The sequence below is a fragment of the Pseudonocardia sp. ICBG162 genome (assembly GCF_020496225.1).
In the GTDB taxonomy this organism is placed as follows: domain Bacteria; phylum Actinomycetota; class Actinomycetes; order Mycobacteriales; family Pseudonocardiaceae; genus Pseudonocardia; species Pseudonocardia alni.
On the sequence record NZ_JAHLJD010000005.1, the window covers coordinates 383611 to 401533 of the forward strand.

20 protein-coding genes and 1 tRNA gene are annotated in these 17923 nt (G+C 74.4%); 11 read left to right on the top strand and 10 right to left on the bottom strand.

The window, feature by feature from the left end:
* Nucleotides 1–17: 17 nt before the first annotated feature.
* Entirely contained in the window at nt 18–491 is a 474-nt protein-coding gene (locus tag KPL60_RS02230) for a GatB/YqeY domain-containing protein (RefSeq protein WP_178374803.1), read from the bottom strand.
* 38 nt (nt 492–529) lie between these two features.
* Here KPL60_RS02230 and KPL60_RS02235 point away from each other — a divergent pair, with 38 nt between their 5' ends.
* The gene (locus KPL60_RS02235; protein ID WP_226364720.1) at nt 530–1480 is read left to right on the top strand and encodes a metallophosphoesterase; all 951 of its coding nucleotides are present in this window, start codon (nt 530–532) and stop codon (nt 1478–1480) included.
* Nucleotides 1481–1517: 37 nt separating this feature from the next.
* Nucleotides 1518–1591: transfer RNA gene (locus tag KPL60_RS02240), tRNA-Pro, on the top strand.
* Between the two features lie 55 nt (nt 1592–1646).
* Here KPL60_RS02240 and KPL60_RS02245 read toward each other — a convergent pair.
* Nucleotides 1647–2414, bottom strand: coding sequence for an SDR family NAD(P)-dependent oxidoreductase (locus KPL60_RS02245; protein WP_226364721.1), 768 nt, complete (start codon nt 2412–2414; stop codon nt 1647–1649).
* Between the two features lie 112 nt (nt 2415–2526).
* Here KPL60_RS02245 and KPL60_RS02250 point away from each other — a divergent pair, with 112 nt between their 5' ends.
* From KPL60_RS02250 to KPL60_RS02280, 7 genes are all read left to right on the top strand, one after another.
* A complete protein-coding gene (locus tag KPL60_RS02250) occupies nt 2527–3165 on the top strand; it encodes a TetR/AcrR family transcriptional regulator (protein ID WP_226364722.1) in 639 nt (212 codons plus the stop codon).
* Between the two features lie 59 nt (nt 3166–3224).
* Nucleotides 3225–3737 (top strand): polyketide cyclase, encoded by a 513-nt coding sequence (locus KPL60_RS02255; protein ID WP_226353719.1) that lies wholly within the window; start codon nt 3225–3227, stop codon nt 3735–3737.
* Between the two features lie 57 nt (nt 3738–3794).
* Complete coding sequence (locus tag KPL60_RS02260; RefSeq protein WP_062399612.1) at nt 3795–4127, top strand: hypothetical protein; 333 nt, start codon at nt 3795–3797, stop codon at nt 4125–4127.
* Between the two features lie 349 nt (nt 4128–4476).
* Nucleotides 4477–4680: a cold-shock protein gene (locus tag KPL60_RS02265; protein WP_226353718.1), complete on the top strand. Its 204-nt coding sequence runs from the start codon at nt 4477–4479 to the stop codon at nt 4678–4680.
* A gap of 109 nt (nt 4681–4789) precedes the next feature.
* Complete coding sequence (locus KPL60_RS02270) at nt 4790–5620, top strand: phosphotransferase (RefSeq protein ID WP_226364723.1); 831 nt, start codon at nt 4790–4792, stop codon at nt 5618–5620.
* A 9-nt stretch (nt 5621–5629) separates the two neighbouring features.
* Nucleotides 5630–6208, top strand: coding sequence for a GNAT family N-acetyltransferase (locus tag KPL60_RS02275; protein ID WP_226364724.1), 579 nt, complete (start codon nt 5630–5632; stop codon nt 6206–6208).
* Between the two features lie 120 nt (nt 6209–6328).
* On the top strand, nt 6329–6694 hold the full coding sequence (locus tag KPL60_RS02280; RefSeq protein ID WP_226364725.1) for a DUF4345 family protein: 366 nt from the start codon (nt 6329–6331) through the stop codon (nt 6692–6694).
* On the opposite strand, the gene KPL60_RS02285 is transcribed toward KPL60_RS02280, so the two are convergent.
* From KPL60_RS02285 to KPL60_RS02320, 8 genes are all read right to left on the bottom strand, one after another.
* Nucleotides 6637–7413 carry a helix-turn-helix domain-containing protein gene (locus tag KPL60_RS02285; RefSeq protein ID WP_226364726.1) on the bottom strand — a complete coding sequence of 259 codons (777 nt, stop codon included), beginning with the start codon at nt 7411–7413 and terminating at the stop codon, nt 6637–6639. The two genes, KPL60_RS02280 and KPL60_RS02285, sit on opposite strands and share 58 nt — an antisense overlap.
* Nucleotides 7410–8894 carry an apolipoprotein N-acyltransferase gene (gene lnt / locus KPL60_RS02290; RefSeq protein WP_226364727.1) on the bottom strand — a complete coding sequence of 495 codons (1485 nt, stop codon included), beginning with the start codon at nt 8892–8894 and terminating at the stop codon, nt 7410–7412. Before lnt ends, KPL60_RS02285 begins: the two co-directional genes overlap by 4 nt.
* A gap of 4 nt (nt 8895–8898) precedes the next feature.
* Complete coding sequence (gene mptB, locus KPL60_RS02295; protein WP_226364728.1) at nt 8899–10275, bottom strand: polyprenol phosphomannose-dependent alpha 1,6 mannosyltransferase MptB; 1377 nt, start codon at nt 10273–10275, stop codon at nt 8899–8901.
* An 8-nt stretch (nt 10276–10283) separates the two neighbouring features.
* Nucleotides 10284–12314: a hypothetical protein gene (locus tag KPL60_RS02300; protein ID WP_226364729.1), complete on the bottom strand. Its 2031-nt coding sequence runs from the start codon at nt 12312–12314 to the stop codon at nt 10284–10286.
* 47 nt (nt 12315–12361) lie between these two features.
* Nucleotides 12362–13603, bottom strand: a complete 1242-nt coding sequence (locus KPL60_RS02305) for an acetyl-CoA carboxylase biotin carboxylase subunit family protein (protein ID WP_062399604.1) — start codon at nt 13601–13603, stop codon at nt 12362–12364.
* 99 nt (nt 13604–13702) lie between these two features.
* Nucleotides 13703–14641, bottom strand: a complete 939-nt coding sequence (whiA, locus tag KPL60_RS02310; RefSeq protein ID WP_226354788.1) for a DNA-binding protein WhiA — start codon at nt 14639–14641, stop codon at nt 13703–13705.
* 108 nt (nt 14642–14749) lie between these two features.
* Nucleotides 14750–14905: a hypothetical protein gene (locus KPL60_RS02315; RefSeq protein WP_226354787.1), complete on the bottom strand. Its 156-nt coding sequence runs from the start codon at nt 14903–14905 to the stop codon at nt 14750–14752.
* Nucleotides 14906–15090: 185 nt separating this feature from the next.
* Entirely contained in the window at nt 15091–15804 is a 714-nt protein-coding gene (locus KPL60_RS02320) for a TetR/AcrR family transcriptional regulator (protein WP_226364730.1), read from the bottom strand.
* A gap of 188 nt (nt 15805–15992) precedes the next feature.
* On the opposite strand from KPL60_RS02320, the gene KPL60_RS02325 reads away from it, so the two are divergent.
* Both KPL60_RS02325 and KPL60_RS02330 read left to right on the top strand, forming a co-directional pair.
* The gene (locus KPL60_RS02325) at nt 15993–16931 is read left to right on the top strand and encodes an NADPH:quinone oxidoreductase family protein (RefSeq protein WP_226354785.1); all 939 of its coding nucleotides are present in this window, start codon (nt 15993–15995) and stop codon (nt 16929–16931) included.
* A gap of 123 nt (nt 16932–17054) precedes the next feature.
* A complete protein-coding gene (locus KPL60_RS02330) occupies nt 17055–17909 on the top strand; it encodes an excalibur calcium-binding domain-containing protein (protein ID WP_226364731.1) in 855 nt (284 codons plus the stop codon).
* The last annotated feature ends 14 nt before the right edge of the window (nt 17910–17923 follow it).

Below are 17923 nucleotides of genomic sequence, written 5' to 3' on the forward strand. Positions count from 1 at the left end.
GTCGTCGGTGGGTGCGGTCAGCCCGCGGCGAGGGCCTTCTTCACGGCGGCGGCGACGCGGCCGCCCTCGGCGCGGCCGGCCGCGGCGGCGTTCGCCTTCTTCATGACCTGGCCCATCTGCTTCATGCCGGGCTTCTCCCCGGTCTCGGACTCCACCTCGGCGACGGCGGCGGTCGCCAGGGCGGCCACCTCGTCGTCGTCGAGCTGGGTCGGCAGGTACCGGGCGAGGACCTCGCCCTCGGCGCGCTCACGGTCGGCGGACTCGGGGCGGCCGCCGTCGGCGAAGGCCTGGGCGGACTCGGCGCGCCGCTTGGTCTCCTTGGTGATGACCGCGCGGACCTCGTCGTCGGAGAGCTCCCGGGCGGTGTCACCGGCCACCTCGGCGTTGCCGATCGAGGTCAGGACGGATCGCAGGGTCGTCCGGACCAGCTCGTCCCTGGCCTTCATCGCGGTGGTCAGGTCGGCCCGCAGCTGCTCCTTGAGGGTGCTCACGGGTCGCCACGATAGTCCCGCGACGTAGGCTGGATCGCGTGAGTATCGCCGGGACCCTCGCACGTACCGCCGCCGGAGCCGCCCTGCTCGGAGCGTCGGGCATCGGGTACGCGGCGGGGATCGAGCGGCGGCACTGGACGCTGCGCCGGGTCGAGCTGCCCGTCCTCGACGAGGGCGCGCGGCCGCTGCGGATCCTGCACCTGTCGGACTTCCACCTCACGCCGGGCCAGCGCAGCAAGATCCGGTGGATCGCGGCGCTGGACGAGCTCGACCCGCACCTGGTGATCGACACCGGGGACAACCTGGCGCACCCCGACGCCGTCCCGGGCGTGCTGACCGCGCTGGGGAGGCTGCTGGAGCGGCCGGGCGCGTTCGTGTTCGGCAGCAACGACTACTACGGCCCCACCCCGAAGAACCCGGCCCGCTACCTGCGCCGCGGGGACACGAAGCGGGTGCACGGGGCGGACCTGCCCTGGACCGACCTGCGCGCCGCGTTCCGCGAGCACGGCTGGGTCGACGCCACCCACGCCCGGCACGTGCTCGAGGTCGACGGCCGGACGGTCCGGATCGCGGGCGTCGACGACCCGCACCTGAACCTGGACCGCTACCCGCGCATCGCCGGCCACGACGCCGACGCCGACCTGCGCATCGGGCTGACCCACTCCCCCGAGCCGCGGGTGCTCGACGGCTTCGCCGCCGACGGCTACGACCTCGTCCTCGCCGGGCACACCCACGGCGGCCAGCTGCGGCTGCCCGGCTACGGCGCGCTCGTCACCAACTGCGGGATCGACCGGTCCCGGGCCCGCGGGGCGAGCCGCTGGGGCAGCCGGATGCGGCTGCACGTGTCGGCCGGGCTGGGCACCTCGCCGTACGCGCCGGTGCGCTTCGCGTGCCCGCCGGAGGCCTCGCTGCTGACCCTCGTCCCCCGCACGACCGGCCCCGATGCGCGGACGGGAACCCCCGCGCAGGCCTCGGAGGGCATCGGGTAGAGTTCTCAACGGCTCACGGGGAGACCCGAGTGCCAATCGGGGTGTGGCGCAGCTTGGTAGCGCGCTTCGTTCGGGACGAAGAGGTCGCAGGTTCAAATCCTGTCACCCCGACAACACGAAGGCCCAGGTCCGGCGGACCTGGGCCTTCGTCGTGTTCCACGGCCTCTCACCGGAGGGCCGGGCCGAGCAGCAGGCCGCCGTCGCTCACGTACTCCGAGCCCGTCACGAAGGACGCCGCCGGGGACGCGAGGAACAGCACCAGCGCCGAGATGTCCGCCGGTTCCCCCAGCCGCGGCACCGCGAAGGGGTCGGGCGAGTAGAAGTCGGCGATGGGGGCGGCGGCTCCGGCGGCGGGCTCGGTGATGAACGGCGTCGCGATGACCCCCGGGTGGACGACGTTGACCCGGATCCCGTCGCGGCCCAGCTCGAGCGCGGCGGTCCTGGTCAGGCCGCGCAGCGCCCACTTGGCGGCGACGTACGGCGCGTAGTGGGCGGTCCCTCCGGTCCCCATGACGGACCCGATGTTGGTGATGGACCCGCCGCCCGCACGGCGCAGGGCCGGCGTCACCGCCTTGATGCCGAAGAACGCACCGGTCAGGTCGATGTCGAGGACACGCTGCCACGTGGACGCCTCGGTCGTCTCGATCGGTGCGGGCAGGTTCTGGACGCCGGCGTTGTTGACCAGGACGGTCAGCCGGCCGAACCGGTGCTCGGCCTCGGCGACGGCCGCGCTCCACGACGCCTCGTCGGCGACGTCGAGCTGCACGACGCAGCACCGGTCGCCGAGCTCCTCGGCGAGCCGGTCCCCGCGCTCGCGTCGGGTGGTGCCGATGACGACGTTCGCGCCCTCGGCGTGGAACGCGCGGACGTGGCCGGCGCCCTGTCCCCCGGTGCCGCCGGTGACGAGGACGGTCTGTCGGTCGAAACGAGCCATGGGGTTCTCCCGGATTCCGAGTCGCAGTGGTGAGTCGATCCACTCACCTCGTGACCGAAGGTAGGAGCCGTGGAGAGGTGAGTCAAGTGACTCACCTCGGTACGATGCGACGATGGATGCCCCCGTGCCGACGTACCACCGGCGTATGGCGGAGGAGAAGCGCGCCCTGATCGTGCAGGCGGCCACGAGGCTCTTCCTCGCGTCCGGCTACGACCGCACGTCGCTCGCGAGGGTCGCGGACGAGGCGGGGGTCTCGCGGGCGACGCTGTTCAAGCAGTTCCCGACGAAGGCCGCGCTGTTCGAGGCCATGATCACCGCGACCTGGGACGAGGGCGACAGCGGCGCGGACGTCCCGACCGGCGACCTCACCGCCGGCCTCCTCGCACTCGGCCACCGGTACGCGGCGCTGCTGGGACGGCAGGAGATGCAGGATCTGTTCCGCATCGTCATCGCCGAGCTCCCCCGGTTCCCGGAGCTGGCACGGGCACAGTTCTCGCTCGGCAAGCTGCCCTACTTCGAGACGGTCCGCCGCCATCTCGCCGCCGCGCACGAGGCCGGGACCGCCCGGATCGACGATCCCGAGCTCGCGACGACCCAGTTCCTCGGGATGATCTCCAACGCCCTGTTCTGGCCCGCGCTCCTCCTGCCCGACTGGAGCGTCGACGCGGACCGGGTCTCCCGCGTCGTCGAGGAGGGGGTGCGCACCACGACGGCGCGGTACGCGGTCCGGGCCGCCGACCCCGGGCCGTGACGACGATCGCGCAGTTCGTGGCGCGGACGGCGGACGGCCGCCGGGTGCACGATGGACCCGTGATCGGTGACCGCTGGGGCGTGAGCGACGCCGAGACCACCCGCCCCTACCCGTGCGACGAGCTCGTCCCGGCTCCCACGCTGCAGGCGTGGCGGGGCGTCTCCGTCGCCGCGCCGGCCGCCGCCGTCTGGCCGTGGGTCGCCCAGATCCGGCTCGCCCCGTACTCCTACGACTGGGTCGACAACCTCGGACGCCGGTCCCCGCAGGAGCTCGTGGGACTCCCGGAACCGCAGGTCGGGGACACCTTCACCGCGACCGGCGGACGGCGGCTCGGCCGGATCCTCTCGGTCGACCCCGGGGTGCAGCTCACCGGCAGCGTCCTGGGCGCCGTCATGTCCTACGTCCTCGTGCCGCAGGGGGCGGACACGACCCGCCTGCTGCTCAAGGTCGTCATGGGCGGCACCCGCGTGCTCGCGCCGCTGGTGTCGGTCGGCGACCTCGTGATGGCCCGGCGGCAGCTGCTGAACCTGGGACGGCTCGCCGAGGGCCACAGTCGGCTACGGCGCCGTTGACGACCCGCCGGGCGTGGTGGGGTGCGACGACGGGGTGTGATGCGCGATCCTGACGGGATGAGTGAGAACCCGGTAGCGCTCGATCTCGACGACGCGGGACTGGCCGGTGGCCTCCCCCGCCCGGCGCACCAGCTCGACGGGATCCAGGACGTACCGTTCCGCCCGGTCCAGTTCCGCGACAACGACCTCCCGACCGCACTGGAGCGCGCCGCGCAGTGGCTGCGGGAGACCCAGTCCTGGCTGGGTGAGCCGGTCGACGTGATCGCCATCCACCTCGACTACAACGAGGCGTCCGAGGCGGCGTACTACGAGCTCAAGCTGCTGTGCAACGAGGAGGACCTGGCCGGGGCACCCATCGCGGTGCGCCAGCGGGCCGCGGCCGACGCCTGACCACACGACGACGGGTCGTCGCCCCGGCACCGACCGTGCCGGGGTGGCGACCGCCGAGTGATCAGAGTCACGCCGAGCGTGACGATCGGCAGGTCGTGACCCTCCGGACGGCCCGCCGGAGCACCGCGGGGTGAACAATTGTTTGGTCGACACCGCGCCCTGCGGTAGCGTCGTCCTCGGTCACCGTAGTTCTGAGTTTCGTGTCTCAAGCGCGCTCGCAGAATGATGATGCGGGCGGATTCGCTGTCTTTGGTGTAGCTGAAGCTGGCTGCCGTCTGGGAATTCCTCTGACCCGGGCAGCCGCACGACGTGGTTGTTCCGTCCGAATGCTGCATTACAAGGAGTCACCATGACCAACGGCACCGTGAAGTGGTTCAACGCCGAGAAGGGCTTCGGCTTCATCGCCCCCGAGGACGGCGGCGCCGACGTGTTCGTCCACTACTCGGCGATCGACGGCTCGGGCTTCAAGGAGCTCCAGGAGAACCAGGCCGTGTCCTACGAGGTCACCCAGGGCGCCAAGGGCCCGCAGGCCTCCTCGGTGACCGTCCGCTAAGGACGCACCCGCCCGGCCGACGTGCCGGGCCCTGTTCTTCCGTCCGATGGCGGCATCCCCCACGCGGGGATGCCGCCATCGGCGTCTCCGGGGCCGCTACCGTGGCGGCGTGCCGCTGTCCGCCCGCCAGGCCGCGCTGCTCGAGAGCCGGCTGCCCGGGCACGAGGTCGTCGCCGACCACGGCTGGGGTCTGGTCGGGACCACCGTGCTGCGGGTCCGTCACGACGGCGCCGACCTCATCGTGAAGGCCGGCGACGACGCCGACACCCACATCGCCCGCGAGCTGCGCGCCCACCGCGAGTGGCTGGCCCCGCTCGTCACCCGGGGTCGCGCGCCGGAGCTCCGCCACGCCGACGCCGACGCGAAGCTGCTGGTCACCCGCTACCTGCCCGGGACCCTGGTGCAGGACACGCCCGCCGAGCACGAGCCCTCGACCTACCGCGGGGCCGGGGAGCTGCTGGCGCTGCTGCACGACCGGCCCGCCGTCGTCGACGAGGGGTACGGCGCCCGGCTGCGCGACACCGTCCTGACCAGGCTCGGGCGTCCGCACCGCATCGCCCCCGGGCTGCTCGCGCGGCTGCGGGCGGAGGTGGCCGGCTGGCCGACCCCGCCGGCCCGGCTCGTCCCGACCCACGGCGACTGGCACCCACGCAACTGGCTGGTGCACGACGGGGCCGTCGCCGTGATCGACCTGGGCCGGGCGGCGCTGCGCCCGGCGCCCACCGACCTGGTGCGTCTGGCCGCCCGCCAGTTCCGGTGGGACCCGGCGCTGGAGACCGCCCACCACGACGGCTACGGCGGCGACCCGCGCGAGCCCGGCCCGTGGCGCCGGGAGTGGATCGCCGAGGCCGTCGGCACCGCGACCTGGGCCCTGAAGGTCGGCGACGGGCCGTTCGAGGCCCACGGACACCGGATGCTCGCCGAGGCGTTCCCCGACTAGCCTGCGCCGGTGCCCCTCGTCGTCGGTCCGGCCACCTCGTTCGAGGACCTCGCGACCCTGCTGGGCCCGAAGCGCGACCCCGACGCATCGGTCTGCTGGTGTCTCTCGCACCGCCTGCCCGCGGCGACGCACCGCGCCCTGACCGGCCGGGCCCGGGGCGAGTACGTCCGAGAGCTGACGACCCGCGCGGTCGCCCCCGGCGTCGTCGCCCACGACGACGGCGAACCCGTCGGCTGGGCCGCCGTCGCCCCGCGCGCAGAGCTGCCGTTCGCCCGCTCCCGCACCATCCCGCACGTCGACGACCTCCCGGTCTGGTCGGTGTGGTGCTTCCGGGTGCGCGCCGGGCACCGGGGCCGCGGCATCGCGCGTGCCCTGCTCGCCGGAGCCGTCGCGTACGCCCGGGACCAGGGGGCGCCGGCCGTCGAGGGCTACCCGGTGGACAACCGGGGCGCCCGGGTCGACCTGACGATGGCCTACGTCGGCACCCGCGCGTTGTTCGAGGCGGGCGGGTTCACGTTCGCCGCGGAGACCACCGGGGTGTCCGGTGGGTTCCCGCGGGTGGTCATGCGCCGCGCCCTCACCGGCTGACCCGGCCCCGCCCCGGATCGCGCAGATCCGTGACGGCGGACCGCTCCCGTTCCCGGCAGGCTCGCCCACGTCCTGACAAGCCTCCGGCCGACGCCGGAGGAGCACCGAGACGGAGGAGCGATGATCGTGATCATCGTCGTGGTCGGCATCTTCTTCCTGCTCATGGGCGGGTACGCGCTGGCCGCGCCGGCCGCGCTGGTCCGGCCGTTCGGGCTGGTGGCCGACGGCCCGGAGAGCAGGTCGGAGGTGCGCGCCGTCTACGGCGGGTTCGGCCTGGCGATCGCGGCCGTGCTCGGGCTGGCCCTCGCCGTCCCCGGGCTCCGCATCGGTGTGGTGCTCACCGTCGCCTTCGCGCTCGGCGGGATGGCCGTCGGACGCGTGCTGTCCCGGCTGGTCGACCGGCCCACCGCGTTCTACCCGATCTGGTTCTACGGCCTGGCCGAGACGGTCACGGCCGGGGCGCTGGTCGTCGTCGCCGCGACCTGACCGGGCACGACCCGGATGTCGAGCCCCGACCGGAAGAGCCGTCCGGGCGGCAGGCCGAACATCCGGCGGAACGCCAGCCCGAGGTGCGACGGCGTCGCGAAACCGGCGTCGGCCGCGGCCCGGGTGAGGTCCCCGCCGTCGCGCACGACGCCCGCGACGATCCGCATCCGCGCCCACCTGCGGTAGGCCCGCAGACCGGCCCCCGTCTGCCGGGTGAACAGGCGCGCGAAGTGGCCCGGCGACAGCCCGGCCGCCGCCGCGAGGTCACCGGTCGGCAGGTCCGGGCCGCCGGGCCGGTGCAGGGCCGCGATCGCCCGCGCGATGCGGGCGTCGGGCTCGGCGCGGGCGTCCGGCGCCGTACCGCTGTCGACCAGGATCCGCCGCAGCCCCGGCCCGTCGCCGTCGACCGCGCAGGCGACGAGGTCGGGCTCGGCCGGGTGCCCGGTCACGATCCCGGCGGGCCCGCGACCGGGCTCGAGGAACACGAAGGCCGCCCGGTGCGCGCCGCCGGTGATCCGGTGGCGCAGTCCGGCCGGGACCAGCAGTGTCCGCGCCGTGCGGTCCGGGGCGCCGTCGACCCGCACGGTCAGGTCGTCGTCGACACCGACCGCGAGGCACGCCACCGCACCCCGGTGGGCGTCGAGTCCGAGCATCGGCCCCAGGTGGACGGCCCAGCAGGGCCCCACCCACAGCCGCGCCGGGCCCGCCGCCGCGGTCACCGGACGCCCGCCTGCAGGCGTCGCCATCCGAACCCGGCGGCCGCCGCGAGCAGCCCGGCGAGCGCCAGACCGTGCTCGAACCACGCCCCCCAGCGGGTCGCGAACGTCAGGCCGGTGCGCAGCGGCACCTGCTCGACCAGGGTGTCCGCGGTGTACAGCCCGGTCTCGGCGACGACGGAGCCGTCGGGCCGGATCACCGCGCTCGCCCCGGACAGTGCCGCGACGACCGCGGCCCGCCCGTGCTCGACGGCCCGCAGCCGCGACATCGCGAGGTGCTGCCAGGTCATCTCGCTCCGCCCGTACCAGGCGTTGTTCGTCGGGATGACCAGCAGCGAACCGCCGTCGGCGACGCCGTCGCGCAGCACGTGGTCGTAGGCGGTCTCGTAGCAGATCGCCGTCGCGACCCGGGTGCCCGCGACGGGCAGCACCGCGGGCGCCGTACCGGGGGTGAAGTCGGCCAGCGCGACGAACGGGGTCAGGTACTGCGTGACCGCCCGCAGCGGGATGCGCTCGCCGAACGGCACGAGCTCCTGCTTGGCGTAGCGCTCCCCCACCGCGGTCCCCGGGTTCCAGACGGCCACCGCGTTCTCGGTGTCGGTCGCGCTCGCCTCGTAGTTGGTACCGATCAGGAACGGCACGCCGAGCGCGTCGACGACCCGGTCGACCGCCGGGTCGACGCCGTCGGTCGACAGCGAGCTCTCCGGCCACACGACGAGGTCGGGCCGCGGGACCGCGCCGGACCGGACCCGGTCGATCAGCACGGAGGTCTCGGCGAGGCTGTTCGCGCGCAGGGTCCGACCGGCGTTGAACAGGCCGAGCCCGATGTCGGGGGCGTCGCCCTGCACGACCGCGACGGTGCGGGTGCCGTCCTGCGCGTCGACGGGCGGGGTCGGCACCGCGAGCAGCACGAGCACGACCGCCACGACCGGGACGAGGCCGACGACCCGGCGGGGACGCTGCAGGAACGCCGCCACGCAGAACCCGGCCGCGACCACCGCGACCGACACCAGCGGGGCCCCACCGATCGCGGCCAGCGGCAGGAACGGCCCGTCGACCTGCCCGAACGCGACCCGGCCCCAGGGGAAGCCGTTGAGGGGGAACCGGCTCTGCAGCCACTCCTGCGCGGTGAACGCGAGCGCACCCCACACCGGTGCGGCGGGCAGCCGGGCGGCGAGGGCGACGAGCGCGCCGCCGAGCGCCGGGAACCCCGCCATCACCAGCGACAGCCCCACCCAGGGGAACGGGCCGTAGTCGCGGCCGAGGAAGTCCTGGATCCACATCAGGTGCGCCAGGTAGAAGGCGAACCCGAACAGCGCCCCGAGCAGCGCGGCGCGGCGCACCCGGACCCCGGACAGTGCCCACCAGAGCAGCGCGAACGCCACGATCGCGGTCCACCACACGGTGCGCGGCGGGAACGCCAGGTGCAGCAGCACCCCGCCGACGACGACCGCCGCGATCCGCAGCGCGAGTGCCTTCACCACACGGTCAGCATGATCCGGCCGCGGCGCGGGCCCGCGCGCGGGTCCGGGCGGCGACCGCCCCCACCACCGCGACGACGAGCAGCGCGCCCGCGTAGGCGGCGACGAGCTGCATCGGCCGCCCGGAGAAGTCCCCCGCGAGTGGCGGCACGAGCACCGCGAACAGCGCCACGACGCCCGTCAGCGCCGCCCGCGGCCGCGGCGGGAGCGGCACGCAGGCCAGCGGGGTCAGGGCCCACAGCAGGTACCACGGGTGCAGCACCGGCCCGAGCACGACGACGGCGCCGAGCACCAGGCCGAGCGCCGTCGTCGCACCGGTCCGGCCGCGGGCCTGCGCGACGAGCACCCCGGCGGCGAGCAGCGCGGCGAGCACCGTCCCGGCGGTCCGCGTCGCCGTCAGTGCCGTGGCCGGGTCGGCGCCGAGCACGCCCGCGAGCGCCGCGACCCAGTTGGTGGGCGCCATCCAGCTGAACAGCTGCCCGGGCGCGGACACCGCGCCGAGCCAGCTCCCCCCGCCGGCGTCGACGGCCGACACCGCGAGCGCCGCCGCCGCGGCCACCCCCGCGACCAGTGCGACCGCCCCCCACCGGTGGGTACGGCCGGGCGCGGACCGGGCCGCGGCGACCGCCAGGACCACGAGCCCGGCCGCCGCGGGGGCCTTCACCAACGCCCCCAGCGCGACGAGCGCGGCGCCCGCGGCGAGCGCCGCCCGCGGCCCGCGCAGCCCGACGGCGAGGCCCACGAGCAGCAGCGCGAGCATCGGGCCGTCGTTGTGCATCCCGCCGACGACGTGCCAGAGCACCAGCGGGTTCGCGACCCCCCACGCCAGCGCCGTCCCCGGTGGGATCCCGTGGGCACGGGCCAGGCGGACCAGCGCCCACCCGATCCCCACCACCGCGACGACCGCGAGCAGCCGGTACGCCGCCACCCCGGCGACCACCCCGTCCCCGGCGACGGCGGCGACCGCCTTCTGCCACAGGTCGGTCACCGGACCGTACGGCGACGGCGTCTCCCGCCAGTAGCCGTCGACCCGCGCGAGGACGGGCGACCCGGCGGGCAGCCCGGCCGCCGGACCGGTCCGGTGCGGGTCGGCGCCGCCGAGCGCGACCATCCCCTGGGCGAGGTAGCTGTACACGTCGCGGGAGAACAGCGGTGGTGCGACGAGCAGTGGCGTGGCCCAAGCGAGCAGCGCCCGCACCGCCTGCGCCGGGACCACCGGTGCGCGCACCAGCAGCAGCCAGGCGACGACGACGAGCCCGGCCCCGGCGACGGCGGCGCCGAGCGCGACCGTCGAGCCGGGCCAGCGGACCACCGCCCAGGCCCCGCCGGTGAGCAGGACGGACCCGGCCGCACCGAGCGCGGTCGGCACCGCGACCCGACCCACGGGCGGGGTCAGCCGGTGGGGGCCGGGCCGTCGGAGGCCTGCAGCGCCGCACCGGCGGGGAGCCGGTCGGCCCCCCAGCTGCGTTCGATGTAGCCGACGATCGTGGCGATGTCCTCCGCGGGCACGCGCTCGGGCTCCCCGTGTTCCAGCGGGTCGCCGTGGAAGATGTAGAGCCGCGACGCGAACTGGTCGAACGGCAGCGACGCCTCGCCGAAGCGTTCCCCGTTGCCCGCCGTCGAGACGACGACGCCGTCGCCCCAGTCCTGCCCGCTGTCGTTGTTCGGGTTGTAGAAGTACACCCGCATCACGTCGTTCGGGTCCGGCGCGACCCGCAGGATCGCGATGGCGTGCCAGCCGACGTAGCGGGCGGCGCTGTCGGTGACCGCGATGCCCGCGGGCTGCGGGTGGATCAGCGGCTGGCCGCCGTTGTACCCGGGGTGGTAGCCGGCGTGGAACTGGCGCAGGAAGGCGTCGAGGTCGGTGAGGTTGCCGGTCCCGACGTCGACGTTGATGTGGAAGCCGCGCGCCGCCCACCAGCCGTGGAACTCCGGGTTGACCCAGCGGTGCGGGTCCCCGGGCCGGTCGGAGCAGCGGCGGCCCATCTCGGCGTAGATCCGGTCCAGGTGCGGGACGACGACCAGCGACACCGGGTCGAGGTCGATCGGCAACTTCTCCGCGACCCCGGCTCCGCTCTCCTTCGACGAGATCCGCTGTCCCTCGAAGTGCATGACGATCTCGTCGTCGCGGGCCGCCCAGACGACCATCTGCAACAGGTAGTCCGGGTCGTTGTAGGCCCACATCGACAAGGCGCGCGCGGACTGGCAGGTGGGGTTGTCGCCCTGCCCGACGCCGAGCGGCTGGCCCAGCATCGACAGCACGCCGGCCAGCAGCCGCACCTCGGGCTCGGGCTGCTCGCCGAACGCGGCGACCAGGCGCTGCCGGGCGGCCGGGCCGATCTCCAGCGCGATCTGGCGCCACAGCCCGGGCACGACCGGCGGCTCGTAGAGGATGCCGCGGTCGAGCAGCAGCGCCAGGCCGTAGATGCACTGCGCGGTGTGCGGGGTGACGGCCTCCTCGATCAGCCGGTGCACCAGGTCCCGGAAGCGCAGCAGGCAGTTCTTGCCGGTGTCGGACAGCCCGAGCGCCTCGGCGAGCAGGTAGTCGCTCTCGTGGCGCAGGAACTGCAGCAGCTCCGCGTGGTACGGCGACACGAGCCCGGTGTCGTGCATGGCCCGGGCGAACCCGGCGGCCTCGTACTGCAGGCCTCCGGTGTCCATCGCCTCCAGCCGGGAGCGGAAGACGTCGATCCCCGGGTCCTCGCGGCTCGCCTCGGTGGTCCCGAACAACGCGGTGATCAGCCGGTCGAGTCCCTGCCCGGAGGACAGGTCGACGCTCGGGTCGCCGCGCCACACCGACAGCCGGGTGATCAGCGACGACACCTGGTCGACCTGGATCGGGCGCTGGCGCAGGATCCGCCAGATCTCGTCGACCAGCTTGTCGAGGACGCTGTCGTAGCCGATGCCCTCGGCGATGTGGCGGAACAGGTCGCGGATCATCTGGGCCGTCCGGCCCTCGTGGACCCGCTCCGCCTCGGTCGGCGGTGTGAACAGCAGCTCGAGGTTCATCGCCAGCACCTGGGACAGGAACTGACGGGCCTCGTCGGCCGCGATCGCGGGGTGGTCGTACTCCCCGAGGGCGACCGCGAGCATCCGCAGCTCGCTGGTCGCCTCCATCACCACCGTGTCGGCGGCGCCGCTGTGCAGCCCCGCCCCGACGAACGCCGGGACCAGGATGTCCGGCTGGGCCCAGTCGGTGCCGGCGAACACGCCGGCCTCCTCCAGGTCCCGGGCGCGGGCCTGCACGGCGGCGGGGCCCCCGTCCTGCAGCAGGACGCGGCGGAGCTGCTCCAGAACCCTGCGGATCTTCGTCGTCTTACCGAAGTCCGGGGTCCGGGCCAGGTCCCGGGTGGCGTCGTCGAGCGAGACCAGGCGCCTGTCCAGCACCGAGGTCCCACTCGCGACGTCGACGGTCGGTTTCACACGGCTTCCCTCGTTCGGGCTCCACGGCCGTGGGCGGGTACCCGCCCTCAGACGTAGAAGTCGAGTTCTTCCTGCTTCTTCAACAGATCGCGCATCCGGTAGGGGTCGTCCCCGAAGAAGTAGAGCAGACCCCAGTGCGTGCCGAACGCGGTCCTCTTCGTCACGGTCTCCTCCACCGGCGACGTGAGGTCGTGCGACTCGTAGTAGTCGTCGTCCTCGGTCTCCTCGGGGATCCGCAGGCTGCTGACGACGCGGCGGCGCGGGTAGACCCCGAAGCAGCCGGCCACGCCGGAAGCCCCCTCGACCTCCTTCGGGAAGAAGGCGTCGATCTCCTCCTCGGTGGTCTTCGGGTCGAACGCCAGCACGAGGCCCTGGTAGGCGTTGAAGCCGTAGGAGCGCTCCAGCAGCTCGAAGACCTTGAAGCCCGGCGGCCGGTAGGCGACCTCGCCGAAGTACATCTCGCCGTCGGAGGTGACGAAGTACTCCGGGTGGACGAAGCCGAACTCGATGTCGAAGGTCTTGATCAGCTTCTCGATCTGCGCGGTGATCGCGGGCCGGTACTTCTCCAGCTCCGGGGTCGCCGGCACGAACACCGAGTAACCGAGGGTGACGTACTCGGAGATGTTGAGGAACTTGATCTTCCCGTTGTGCACCCACGCCTCGACGGCGAACTCCCACCCGTCGAGGTGGGACTCCATCAGGAGCGGGAACTCCTCGTCCGGGATGTTGTCGATGTCCTCATAGGTGCGCACCACGCGGTGCCCGAGGCAGCCCGCCTTGTCGAACGCCTTGATGTGGATCGGGTCGTTCGGGTCACCGTCGAGCTTCAGCAGGGTCTGGTTGACGCGCTTGAGGAAACGGACGATGTCGTCACGGTCGTGGGCCTCCTCGAAGATGCCCACCCGGATTCCGCCGAGCTGTGCGCGACGCTTCATCAGCGCCTTGTCCCGGAGCAGCATCGCCTGCCCGAACAGCCGCGGGTTGTCGAGCAGCACGGAATTGATCGCGCCGGCCCATTCCACGGTTTCCTCGAACAGCGGGATGGCGACGTCGACGCCCATCTCCTGCAAGGTCTCCGCGATCTCCATCGAGCGGTCGTTCAGCCGCTCGAAGTTCCACGGGACGTACGGGATCTCGTGTTCCTTGCAGTATTCCTCGGCCCAGTCCGGGGCGACGACGACATACCGGCGGTCGAAGCGGTCGATCGCCTCCACCGCATTGAGGCTCCACCCGAGAAGTGCGACGTATCCCTTTTCTGGATTCTTGGTGGCTGAGTCGGACCGAGGCATGGAAAAGCAACCTCCCGATTTCGACGAATTAAGGCGGCGAATGCTTGAGTCCACACCGTACCCCGAGTACGCCGGAGGGGCGGATCGTGGCGGCGGGACTCAGTCGTCGTCGGGTCCGGCCACACCGGAGAGCCGTACCAGCCTGCGCAGCCGCCCGGCGACGGTGTCCTTCGTCAGCGGCGGGTCGGCGAGACGGCCGAGCTCCGCCAGCGACAGCGACGGGTGCTCCAGACGCAGCAGCGCGGTCTCCCGCAGATGGGGGGCGACGTCGTCGCCGAGCGCGCGCAGCGCCACCCGGACCCGCTCGGTCGTCGCGGCGGCGGCCGTCGCGGCCCGGCGGGCGTTCACCGTCTGCAGCGACCCGTCCGCGGTGGTCGCGCCCCGCGGGGCGACCGGGACCCGGCTCAGCACCTCGGCCACGCCCGGCGCGCCGACACTGCGCAGCAGGGCCTCGGCGCTCTCCGGGTCCCGCACGACGACGCGGTGCTCGCTCACCGTCTCCTGCGGCGCGGCCAGCACCCCGAGCCCGCGGGCCGCCCCGACCAGGGCGAGCACGACGGCCGGGCCCGGGCAGGTGACGACCAGGCGGACCCGCCCGGCCGGCCGCACGACCCGGCCCCGCGCGATCAGCGCCCCACGCCAGACCCCGGCGGCCACGGCGGGCCCCGCCGCGACGACGGCGGGTGGCAGCCCGAGCACCGGCCGTCCGGTCCGGTCGACCAGACCCGTCGCCCGGGCCAGGTCGGTCCCTGGCGCCGTGACCCGCACCTGGTAGCGCAGGGTCGCGCCGCCGCCGGTCACGACCTCGGCCCGCAGCCCGCCGCGACCGTGCAGCGCCCCGAGCTCGGAGCGCATGCGCAGCGCGGGGGCCGGGGCGTCGAACTCGGCGTGGATCGTCGTCCTGCCGTCGCGGACGCCGACCTCCCCCGCCAGGCGCAGCTGGGTGACGAGCCCGGCGTGCCGGACACCGGGGCGCTCCTCGCGGACCGCCCCGAGCTCACGGTGCAGCTCGGCGGTCACGCGCTCCAGGTCGAACACGATCGTCTCCTGCGGATGGGAAGCGGCAGGGCGGGGACACATCCCCCGAGGTGCACCCCGCCCTGCCCGGAAGGGCGGAGCGCCGGAGGCGCCCCACCGTGGCGGGATTCAGTCCTCGGACGGGTCGGCGTGCATCGGGCAGCGCGGATCGATGCAGGGCCTGCTCTCGGCCCCGGCCCGGAACGCCGCGTTCGCGAGCACCGAACACAGGCAGCCCTGGGCCTTCGCCCGCGGCCCACCCGGTGCCAGATCGTCGACCGGCACCGGTTTCGGACCCGGCCGACCCCCGCCGTTCGCCCCCTCGGACATGGCTCCCCCTCCGCACGACTGCGCGCCCGGAGTTCCCCGGCGACGGGGCCCGTGCGCAGATACATCCGGCGGTCGCCACGAGGGTCCGAGACCTGCCGGGACGACCGGCTCGCGACGGTACCCTATACGCGGAGTAACGCCTATTTCGGCTCAACCCTCACGGGGAGTAGTGATTCGGGACTCAGAGTCAACCCCCGCCGCCGGGCCATGCCCTCGATCTGCGCCCAGATCAGGTCCGTCAGGTGGAGGGTGACGACGTCGCGGCCCGGCGCGTCCCCGGTCGTCCGGCCACGCAGCCACCACTCCGCGGTCGCCTGCACCGCACCGACCATCGACTGCGACCACACCCGGACCAGATCGGGCTCGTGGACGTCGAGCATCTCGGCGTAGGACCCGAGCAGGCCGGTCAGCGCGGACGCGATGAACTCCCGGCCCGCGTCGACGACCTCGCCCCGCTGGCCGGGGAGGCGGCGGCGGAACAGCAGGTCGACGCCCGGCGAGTCGTCGAGGAAGCCCATGACCGCGTCGATCGAGTCGTGGATGCGCGTCCACGCCGCGCTCTCCCGGTAGATGGCGGGCATGAGCCGTTCCATCAGGCGGTCGGTCGCCCGCTCGGCCATCGCGTCGAGCAGCGCGGCCCGGTCGCCGAAGTGCCGGTAGATCACCGGCTTGGTCACGCCGGCCTCGTGCGCCACCTGGTCCAGGCCGAAGTCCTGCCCGTCGCGGCCCAGCACGGCCAGCGCCGCGTCGACCACCTGTTCCCGACGGCGCGCGCGGTGCGCGTCCCAGCGCGTACTGCGGCCGTCGGACCGGAGGTCGTCCGCGGCCCCGGGTTCCGTGCGGTCGGACGACACGCCCACCATGCTCCTCCCTCGGCGGGCCCGGTGGGAGGAAGGCCGGGCCCCGGGCGACAGTGGATCACGAAGGCCGCCGGTCGACCCGGCGCGGCGCGGTTCATGACCGCGGCCACACCGACGATCACCGCCGGGCACCCGCGTGCGAGGCTCGCCCACGGACGCAGTGGGCGACGCGAGGAGGCGTGGTGCGACGGGTGGTCTGCCGGGAGTTCGCCGATCCGGAGCGGTTCGAGCTGGTGGAGGAGCCGGCCCCGGAGCCGGGACCGGGTGCGGTGCTCGTCGCCGTCGAGGCCGCCGCGGTCAGCTTCGTCGACGGGCTGATCGCCCGCGGCGGCTACCAGCTGCGACCGCCGCTGCCGTTCACACCCGGCACCGCGGTCGCCGGGACGACCCCGGACGGCAGGCGGGTCGCCGCCCTGCTCACGAGCTTCGGCGGGTTCGCCAGCCACGTCGTCGTCCCGGAGGACCGCCTGGTCCCGGTGCCCGACGGGGTCGACGCGGGCGTCGCGGCCAGCTCGATGGAGAGCCACGGGACGATCGCCTTCGCCTTCCGGGACCGGGTCACCGTCCGCCCGGGCGAGTGGGTCGTCGTGCTCGGGGCGAGCGGGGGGATCGGGCAGGCCGCGGTGGACCACGCCCGCGCCGCCGGGGCGCGGGTGCTCGCCGTCGCGTCCACACCGGACAAGCGCGCGGCCGCGCTCGCCGCCGGGGCCGAGGCCGCCGTCGGCTACGACGCCCTCAAGGACACGATCCGCGAACACACCGGCGGGGGCGCGGACGTCGTGATCGACCCGGTCGGCGGCGACGCCGCGGAGGCCGCGCTGCGGGCGCTGGGCTCCGGCGGCCGGTTCTGCGTGCTGGGCTTCACCTCCGGCGCGATCCCGAAGCTGCCCGCGAACGTCGTGCTGCTGCGGAACCGGACCGTCGTCGGCGTCGACTGGGGCGACTGGTCGCGCACCGACCCCGCCGCGTCGCGGGACCTGGCCGAGGACGTGCTGCGCCGGATCGGTGCCGGGGAGCTGAACCCGGCCCGCCCGCGGACCCTGCCCCTGGCCGACGCGGCGACCGCGACCCGCGCGTACGCCGAGCGCTCCGCGGTCGGGAAGCTCGTGCTCACGCCCTGACCCGGCGTGGTCGGCGCCGTCATCAACGCTGATGACAGGCGGTAATGGCCGCGTCACACCTCTCGATAGGCCGTTCGTCGGAGCACTGACAGCTCCGGACGGGCCACGTCGAGAGGACCTTCCATGACCGCCACCCAGCCCTGGACCACCGTCGCCGAGCCGGTTCCGGCGCACCGCGGGAACACCCCCGCGACCGCGGGCTTCTGGCTGTCGGTGCTGGGCATGGTGGTCGGGTTCGTGCCGGTGTTCGGCCTGCTGGTCACGGTGCCCGCCGCACTGCTGTCGCACGCCGGCCGCGCCCGGTTCCGGGCCGGCGGGGCGTCGACGCCGGGCCGCTCGACGGTCGGGATCGTGCTCGGCTGGACGGCCACCGCGCTCTGCGTGCTCATGACCGTCATCGGGATCGTCGGCGCGGCCACCGCTCCGGTGCGACCGCTCGCGGCGGCCCCGGCCGCTCCCGCCGCCCCGGCGGCGCCGGTGCTGCTGACGGTGCCCAACGTCGTCGGGATGACCGACGTGCAGGCGCGGGACACGCTCCGTGCCGCCGGGTTCACCCAGGTCGTCCTCGGCCCGTCGACCGGCTCGGTCGCCGGGGTCGCCGCCGGGACCGTCACCACCCAGCTGCCCGGCCCCGCGGCGCTCGCCTCCGCCGGTGACCCGATCACGATCGGCGAGGCCGCCGCCCCGCCCGTCCCGCCCGCTCCGGTCGTCGTGCCGCAGAGCGCCCCGGTCGCCGAGTCCGCCCCGCCGGCTGCGCCGCTGGTCGCCGACACCGACGTCGACCGGCCCTACGTCCCGGCCGCGCCGCAGCCCCTGGTCTCCTCCGGCTCGTCGTCCTCCGGCTCGTCCGGCGGCGGCTCGGCCTACTACAAGAACTGCGCCGCGGCCCGCGCCGCCGGGGCGGCCCCGCTGAGCAGCGGCGACCCGGGCTACCGCTCGGGCCTCGACCGCGACGGCGACGGCATCGCCTGCGAGTGAGCCGACCCACGTGA

Excerpts from the sequence above, each read along its gene's own strand:
- KPL60_RS02245 (WP_226364721.1), bottom strand. The coding sequence starts at position 2,414 with ATGGCTCGTTTCGACCGACAGACCGTCCTCGTCACCGGCGGCACCGGG.
- KPL60_RS02250 (WP_226364722.1), top strand. The coding sequence starts at position 2,527 with ATGGATGCCCCCGTGCCGACGTACCACCGGCGTATGGCGGAGGAGAAG.
- KPL60_RS02260 (WP_062399612.1), top strand. The coding sequence starts at position 3,795 with ATGAGTGAGAACCCGGTAGCGCTCGATCTCGACGACGCGGGACTGGCC.
- KPL60_RS02265 (WP_226353718.1), top strand. The coding sequence starts at position 4,477 with ATGACCAACGGCACCGTGAAGTGGTTCAACGCCGAGAAGGGCTTCGGC.
- KPL60_RS02280 (WP_226364725.1), top strand. The coding sequence starts at position 6,329 with ATGATCGTGATCATCGTCGTGGTCGGCATCTTCTTCCTGCTCATGGGC.
- KPL60_RS02305 (WP_062399604.1), bottom strand. The coding sequence starts at position 13,603 with ATGCCTCGGTCCGACTCAGCCACCAAGAATCCAGAAAAGGGATACGTC.
- KPL60_RS02330 (WP_226364731.1), top strand. The coding sequence starts at position 17,055 with ATGACCGCCACCCAGCCCTGGACCACCGTCGCCGAGCCGGTTCCGGCG.